The sequence below is a fragment of the Parabacteroides sp. AM58-2XD genome (genome assembly GCF_003463685.1).
Classification (GTDB): domain Bacteria; phylum Bacteroidota; class Bacteroidia; order Bacteroidales; family Tannerellaceae; genus Parabacteroides; species Parabacteroides segnis.
Genome location: NZ_QSDP01000165.1, coordinates 1 through 8081, shown reverse-complemented (window position 1 = coordinate 8081; position 8081 = coordinate 1). Strand labels below are relative to the sequence as shown.

The 8081-nt window shown below is 36.4% G+C and carries 5 protein-coding genes and 2 pseudogenes; all 7 read left to right on the top strand.

The features are described from left to right. Window positions 1-360 precede the first annotated feature (360 nt). Window positions 361-1422: a glycosyltransferase gene (locus DXA15_RS23845; protein WP_128135694.1), complete on the top strand. Its 1062-nt coding sequence runs from the start codon at window positions 361-363 to the stop codon at window positions 1420-1422. Between the two features lie 177 nt (window positions 1423-1599). Then, the gene (locus DXA15_RS23840) at window positions 1600-3471 is read left to right on the top strand and encodes an alginate lyase family protein (protein WP_128135693.1); all 1872 of its coding nucleotides are present in this window, start codon (window positions 1600-1602) and stop codon (window positions 3469-3471) included. A 1-nt stretch (window position 3472) separates the two neighbouring features. Next, a pseudogene (locus DXA15_RS23835) lies at window positions 3473-4689 on the top strand (glycosyltransferase family 4 protein). Between the two features lie 3 nt (window positions 4690-4692). Continuing rightward, window positions 4693-5301, top strand: coding sequence for a sugar transferase (locus tag DXA15_RS23830; protein ID WP_128135692.1), 609 nt, complete (start codon window positions 4693-4695; stop codon window positions 5299-5301). A gap of 3 nt (window positions 5302-5304) precedes the next feature. Next, window positions 5305-6270, top strand: coding sequence for an ATP-grasp domain-containing protein (locus DXA15_RS23825; protein ID WP_128135691.1), 966 nt, complete (start codon window positions 5305-5307; stop codon window positions 6268-6270). A 7-nt stretch (window positions 6271-6277) separates the two neighbouring features. Beyond that, on the top strand, window positions 6278-6955 hold the full coding sequence (locus DXA15_RS23820; RefSeq protein WP_233567597.1) for an HAD family hydrolase: 678 nt from the start codon (window positions 6278-6280) through the stop codon (window positions 6953-6955). Further along, window positions 6948-8081 (top strand): annotated as a pseudogene (locus DXA15_RS23815) (DegT/DnrJ/EryC1/StrS family aminotransferase); the annotation flags it as partial. The gene DXA15_RS23820 and the pseudogene DXA15_RS23815, both read left to right, overlap by 8 nt.

The window sequence follows — 8081 nt, the reverse complement described above, 5'->3', positions numbered from 1 at the left end:
AGTAATAAGTTGTATGAATATTTAGATTTAGGTGTTAAAGTTTTAACTAATTATACAGCAGGTATTTAGATTTAGGTGTTAAAGTTTTAACTAATTATACAGCAGGTGTAGCGCATGTTGTACATAATGGAGAAAATGGATATTGTTGTAGAATAATAAATAAAGAAAATATAGCTGAAGGATTGAAGGTTTTGCTTAATATGCAATCCATTGTTAGAGCAAATTATTATTGGGAAAATCAAGTAAATACTTTTTTGAAAATATACGAATAGCATTTGGGGGATGATTAATTTCAATTATGCCCATTAAATGAATTATAATGCAAGTTTAAGGATAGAACTTAATTTGAGATTTAGAATTATGGCATTACAGAATTGTTGTAAAATAGAACTTTGGGGATCATATCCTCCTCCTATTGGTGGAGTTTCGATACATGTATATAGATTGATTCATAATCTGCATAAATTAGATTCTTCTATAATATTGCGCAATTTTGGGAACTCTCTTCCTGCTTCGAATGTTCCTTATGTGAAACAGGTGTCTTATAGATGGTTAGAATTTTTTCTTTTACTTTTTAGAAAGAAGAGAGTGATTCATTTACATTCAAATAATCTATTAGCATTTGCTTTGTTTATTTTATTGGGAAGAAGGCATAAGGTTGGTGTTACATTGCATAACCAAAATTTGATAAAAGAAACCTCTTTTATCAGAAAGAAAATTATTCAGAACTTTCTTCGAAAAGCGGATTTTGTTGTTTTGAATGATGATAATTATATGTTGAGATTATGTTCGCATTTTCATTGTTTAAAAAATAATTTTTATGTATTGCCTGCTTTTTTGCCTCCAGGTAAATCTGAATATTTGGGATTGAGTGAGGATATACTGTCTTTTAGAAAGCAGCATGCTTTTTTAATTTCAGCAAATGCTTGTAAACTACGTTATGAAAATGGTATTGATATATATGGTTTTGATTTGTTGATACAATTAGTAAAATCTTTAAAAGATAAGAATATTAATGTGGGACTTATTTTTTGTTTGCCTATGATTGGAGATATGGTATATTATCGAAAGTGCCTGTCTCTGATTAAAGAAATGGATATTGATGATAATATCTTAATTGTTCAGAGAGAAATTCCCAATGGATTTGAGGTCTGGAAGTTGTCGGATTTGTTTATTAGACCTACATTTACTGATATAGAAGGTATATCTGTTAAAGAAGCTTTGTATTGCGGTACTTCTGCTATAGCAAGTGATGTTTGTAGGAGACCAAAGGAAGTTATTCTTTTTAAGAATAGAAATTATGAAAATTTGGAGATGAAAGTACTTGATTTCTACAAAAATCGTGATCAGTCTCAATCGATAAAGATTTCCTTTGTAGAACATACGGTTCAGCAATTATTGGATATATACAAATCTTTGTGAAATATAGTGTTTGTCTTTCTGAGAAAAATATGGTTGAGAATCTGTATTACAAATATTCTTGTTGAAAATAAATTGTGAAACAAATAATTGTAAATACAACAAAAGCATCATTTGCTTGTATTGATAGCTTGAAGCAGAATAAGTGGGTTGATATAGAATAATTCAGTGTTTCTTTTTATGAATAAATATTCTTTATATTTTCAGTTGTTTTGTAACATGGGGGTAAGATACTTTTTATTTCGCGTTCAGTATGAAGTGCGTCGTAAAGGGGGAGTGCTGAAAAAATTATATCCTACTTCTTGGGGCGATAAAGAATATTTGTCATTAACGGATTGGAAAAAGTGTGCGATGCCCTTTTTCTTTTTAAATAGAAAGAGTGTGGAATTGACTGATGTTGATAGTTCAGCTCTTTCCGTGAAGATGTTTCGAATGAAACGCAATGAATATTGTTTCTTTTCTTCCACTTGGTATGAACTTGGTAAGGATTATGATTGGGTGACGAATTCTGATACGAATTATAAATATGATGTCAAGGCACATTGGACAGAAGTTGAGGATATTGTACCTGAAGCAGGAGATATAAAATATGTATGGGAAATGTCTCGTTTTTCCTTCCTTTATGACATTATCCGCTATGACCAAAAGACCGGTGAGAGTCATGCTTCTTTTGTGTTCTCTCAAATAGAAGATTGGATTCATAAAAATCCTCTTAATTGCGGTCCAAATTATAAATGTAGTCAGGAAATCTCTTTGCGTGTTTTGAATTGGGTATTTGCCCTTTACTATTATAAAGATTCAGCCGAATTGACAGAAGATATTTTCAAGTTAATCATTCAATCTGTCTATGGGCAGATGAAGCATGTACGTACAAATATAAACTTTTCTCGGATTGCTGTTCGTAATAATCATGCGATAACGGAAACATTGGCGTTGTATTTGGTCGGTATGCTGTTTCCTCAATTTCCGGAAGCTAAAGATTGGAAAAAGAATGGAAAGAGATGGTTTGAAGAGGAAATAAAATATCAGGTGGCAGAAGATGGCACTTATTTGCAGTTCAGTATGAACTATCATCGGGTGGTGGTTCAGCTTTTGACATGGGCCATTACGCTGGCAGATAGAAATGGGGAATTATTTTGTAAGGAAGTGTATGAACGTGCTTATCGGTCTGTGAATTTTTTGTATCAATGTCAAGATGATTCAACCGGTTGGTTGCCCAATTACGGTTCAAATGATGGAGCTTTGTTTTTTAAACTAAACGATTGCGATTATCGTGACTATCGTCCTCAACTGGATGCTTTGCATTATTTACTTACTTCTGAACATTTGTATGATTGCCAATATGAAGATAGGGAATGGTATTTGTGTGAGTGGAAAGCAAACCGATACATGTATCCGCCGGTGAAAAAGCAGTGGGGATGCATCTCTTTTGAGACGGGGGGATATTATTGTATTCGTGAAAAAGATACTTTTTCTTTTATCAGATGCGGAAAATATAAAGATCGGCCTGCGCATGCGGATAATTTGCATTTGGATATTTGGTATCAGGGAGAAAACTTGTTATTTGATGGAGGCAGTTACAAATATAATACAACAGAGAAGTTGCTTCGGTATTTTATGGGTACTGAATCTCATAATACAATAATGCTTGATGGATATGATCAGATGTTGAAGGGCTCCCGATTTATTTGGTATAATTGGTCGCAGGCAGAAGTAGGCTCATTGAAAGAGACAGAGGATGCTTACATATTTGAAGGGGCGGTTTCCTGTTTTACTTATCTGAATAAAAAAATGAAACATTATAGAAGAATTGTAAAATGGAAAAATGTATGTAGGTGGGAGATAGAGGATTATATGGATGGTAAGCCGAAAGGTATGAATATGCGCCAATTATGGCATACAAATAAGGACAACATTCGTTTGGAATCAAATGGTGAGACAGTTGATACAAAACAATTGTGTTCTGATTATTATGGACAAATGTCTGAGTGTAGACAGGTTGAATTTCAAACTAAAAATAATTCGATAACAACAACTTTTCAAATTATATAAAATGAAAGTACTTTATTTCCATCAACATTTTACTATCCCCACTCAAGCAGGAGGAACGCGTTCTTATGAATTGGCAAAGCATCTGATTGCCAAAGGCCATTCTGTTTGTATGGTTTGTGGTGAAACAGCAAAGCTGGATTTGCCGGAAACGAAGATGAAAAATGTTCATCGGGGAATGGTCGATGGTATAGATGTGATTCAGATAGCTCTGCCATATTCTAATAAAGATGGTATAGCGAAAAGAGCATGGACTTTTGTGAAATTTGGATGGAAGGGTATTCAAATAGCATTGAAAGAAGATTATGATTTGTTGTTTGCCACTTCCACTCCTTTGACTGCTGGTGTGCCGGGCATAGTGATGAAGCTGTTCCGGAAAAAGAAATTTATCTTTGAAGTTCGTGATTTGTGGCCTGAATTGCCTAAGGCTTTGGGGATGAAGAATCCTTTCTTGCTGTGGGGAATGAGTGTTTTGGAGTGGCTAAGTTATCATTGTGCGGATGCATGCGTGGGTCTTTCTCCCGGAATTTGTGAAGGAATTAAAAGAAGAAGCCAATCAGGTAAGCGTATTGCTATGATTCCTAACGGTTGTGACTTGGAAATATTCAAGCCGTCTTCACGTGTGAATCTTTCGTTAGATGGAATTTCTGCTACGGATAAAGTGGCTGTGTTTACAGGTGCGCATGGTATTGCCAATGGTTTGGATGCTGTGTTGGATGCTGCTTCTGTATTGAAGAAAAAGGGGAGAAAGGATATTGTTTTGGCTTTTATTGGTGATGGTAAAATGAAACCGCATTTGATGAAACGGGCTCAAATGGAGCAATTGGATAATTGCCGCTTTTATGATCCGATGCCTAAGAAAGAATTAAATAAAATAGTAGCATCAGCAGATTTGGGGCTGATGGTATTATCTGATGTTCCGGCATTTTATTATGGAACTTCACCAAATAAATTTTTTGATTATATTTCCTCAGGATTGGCTGTACTCAATAATTATCCGGGGTGGCTTGCTGATATGATTCAAGAAAACAAGTTGGGTTTGGTTGTTGCTCCTAATAATGCAAATGCTTTTGCCGAAGGCTTGATGAAACTAATGGACAATGATACATACAGAGCTGAATGTGGCAAAGGGCCAGGGTATTTGCTGAAACTAATTTTTCAAGAAAGTCATTAGCGAATAGGTTTGTTACATTTTTGGAAGAAGTGTCTTCATTGAAATAAAATATGTATTCTTGCTTTTTTAAAAGGATAATAGATTTCGTTTTTGTATTTTGCATATTGGCTCTTATTTGGCCTGCATTACTTCTGATTACCTTTTGGCTACATTTTGCAAATAAAGGAGCTGGTGCTTTCTTTTTACAAGACCGTCCAGGTAAAAAGGGTAAAATATTCAAGGTAATCAAATTCAAAACCATGACGGACGAACGTGATACAGATGGAAATCTTTTACCAGACGAGAAACGTTTGACGAAAGTCGGGAGGTTTGTCCGTTCTACTTCGATCGACGAATTACCGCAATTGATTAATGTTCTTAAAGGTGATATGGCATTAATTGGTCCACGTCCATTGTTGGTGCAGTATCTCCCTCTATATTCAAAAGAGCAGATACGTCGACATGAAGTTCGTCCTGGGATTACAGGTTGGGCGCAGGTTAATGGGCGTAATGCAATTAGTTGGACAAAGAAGTTTGAACTGGATGTTTGGTATGTGGATCATTGCTCTTTTTTACTTGATTTGAAAATTATATTTTTAACGATAAAGAAAGTCTTTGTTCGTGAAGGAATTTCTCAAACGGGGCAGGCAACGATGGAATATTTTACAGGTAACAACTAAGCTATGGAGATGAATATACTTATTACTTCTGCAGGGAAACGCGTGATTCTTACAAAAAAATTTCAAGAAACATTGAAACGCTTTTATTCAGATTCGAAAGTCTTCACCACAGATATGAATCCGGATATGGCTCCCGCAGGGATTATTTCGGATGGATGTTTTGTGGTTCCAAGAGTTACGGCAACGGATTATATAGATAAATTATTGCAAATATGTAAAGAACAAAAGGTAGGCATAATCATACCAACAATTGATACCGAACTTTTGGTCTTGGCAGAGAATAAAGGATTGTTTCAGAAAAACGGAATAGAGCCAATTGTTTCGGACTTAGCTTTTATACAAGCGTGCCGTGATAAACGGAATACAAGCACATTTTTGAGTGAACATAATATACATGTACCAGCTCCGATTGATAAGTTCCATCCTACATTTCCTCTTTTTGCCAAGCCTTATGATGGTTCTTTAAGTAAAGATTTGTTTGTAGTAAGAAATAGGGAAGAATTAACACCGGAAATTTTGAATCATCCCAAATTGATCTTTATGGAATACATAGACAAGCGTGAGTATAAGGAGTTTACGGTGGATATGTATTATGGCAAAGATAATCGGGTGAAAGCTATTATTCCTCGTGAGCGTGTGGAGATTCGGGCCGGTGAGATAAACAAAGGTTTTACCAGAAAAAATTTTCTAGTCCAGTTCCTAAAAAAACGGTTGGATTATTTACCAGGAGTAATAGGTTGTATTTGTATCCAATTGTTCTACAGGGAATCAGACCACGATGTGGTGGGTATCGAAATAAACCCGCGTTTTGGAGGTGGATATCCGCTTTCTTATTATGCAGGGGCAAACTTTCCGGAATATATTGTTCGGGAATATGTACAAGGAGAGAGCTTGGAATATATAGATACTTGGCGTGACAATACGTTGATGTTACGCTACGATAGCGAGGTGATCGTTTATGAAAAATAAAATATTCGTGTTTGACCTGGACGATACGTTATATAAAGAGATCGACTTTTTGTATTCGGCTTATCGGGAGATTGCTCGATGGGTCGAGTTGAAGTTTTCTTTAAAGGATATCTATTCGTTTATGTTGAGGGCTTATGAAAATAAATCGGATGTTTTTTCATTATTGATTAGAACTTATGATTTGCCTCTGACGAAGGATGATCTATTGGATATGTATCGGTTACATTTTCCCGTTATTTGTTTGGATGATGATACGGAAGGTGTATTGAACGTTTTGAGTTTGAATTATAGGTTAGGTATGATAACGGATGGGCGTTCTATTACACAACGAAATAAATATCAAGCCTTAGAACTTGATCGGTTTATAGATGATAATGATTTGGTTATATCAGAAGAATTTGGTTCTGAAAAACCTTCGGAGAAGAATTTTCTATTTTTCCAAGATAAATATATTAATGCCGATTTTTTTTATATAGGTGATAATCTTCGGAAGGATTTTATAACTCCTAATCGTTTAGGTTGGACAACGATTTGTTTATTAGATGATGGGCGGAATATCCACAGTCAGGATTTCTCTTGTCTGGAAATTTATTTACCTCAATTGGCAATAAATAATTTGAAAGATTTATTGTCTTTGTCTGGAAAAAATGAAGATATTTTAATCACAAAAAATAATTATGAATAAGCGAATCTATCTTTCTCTCGCCCATATGTCCGGTCGTGAGCAAGACTTCATAAAAGAAGCTTTCGATACCAACTGGGTAGTCCCCTTAGGCCCCAATGTAAATGCATTTGAAAAAGAGTTAGCGGACTATCTTAAAGAAGACCGACACGTGGTCGCATTGTCTGCCGGTACAGCCGCTCTTCACCTGGGGCTTATCGAACTTGGTGCGCAAGCAGGTGACGAAGTCATCTGCCAGTCCTTTACTTTTGCCGCTTCAGCCAATCCGATAGCGTACCAGTCGGCTACTCCGGTCTATGTAGATAGCGAACAGGATACTTGGAATATGAGTCCTTTATTCTTGGAAGAAGCGATCAAGGATCGTCTGCGTAAAACCGGAAAATTACCGAAAGCAATTATCCCGGTTCATTTATACGGCATGCCTGCAAAAATGGATGAAATTATGGCTATTGCTTCTCATTACGGAATACCCGTTTTGGAAGATGCAGCAGAAGCTTTGGGGTCAGAGTATAAGAGACAGAAATGTGGTACCTCGGAGAATTTGCCGCCTTATCATTCAATGGAAATAAGATGATTACGACTTCCGGAGGCGGCGCTTTGGTTTGCCGGACGGAAGAACAGGCCAAACGTACTATGTTCTATGCTACCCAAGCCAGGGAGAATGCTCCGCATTACCAACATGAATGTATCGGATATAACTATCGAATGAGTAATATTTGTGCGGGTATCGGTAGGGGACAGATGTTTGTGTTGGATGAACATATTGCACGACGCAGGGCAATACATCGGCTGTATACGGAGTTGCTGAAGGATATGCCGGGTATTGAGGTACAACAGAATCCTTCGGAAGATTTCAATTCGAATTTCTGGTTGACTTGTATTTTGGTAGATCCGGAAAAGGCTGGGTTTAATCGTGAGGATGTCCGGTTACATTTGGCAGATGAAAATATAGAAACACGCCCTTTGTGGAAACCGATGCATCTGCAACCGGTGTTTAAGCAATCACCTTTTTATGGGGACGGGACTTCGGAAAGATTGTTTGATAAAGGGCTTTGTCTGCCTTCTGGTCCGACACTGACGGATGATGATATTTGCAGGGTGGTGGATGAGATAAAGAGTTTAGCAAAAT

Bases quoted from the DNA above. Each gene is read 5' to 3' on its own strand.
- DXA15_RS23845 (WP_128135694.1), top strand. From the start codon at position 361: ATGGCATTACAGAATTGTTGTAAAATAGAACTTTGGGGATCATATCCT.
- DXA15_RS23840 (WP_128135693.1), top strand. From the start codon at position 1,600: ATGAATAAATATTCTTTATATTTTCAGTTGTTTTGTAACATGGGGGTA.
- DXA15_RS23830 (WP_128135692.1), top strand. From the start codon at position 4,693: ATGTATTCTTGCTTTTTTAAAAGGATAATAGATTTCGTTTTTGTATTT.
- DXA15_RS23825 (WP_128135691.1), top strand. From the start codon at position 5,305: ATGGAGATGAATATACTTATTACTTCTGCAGGGAAACGCGTGATTCTT.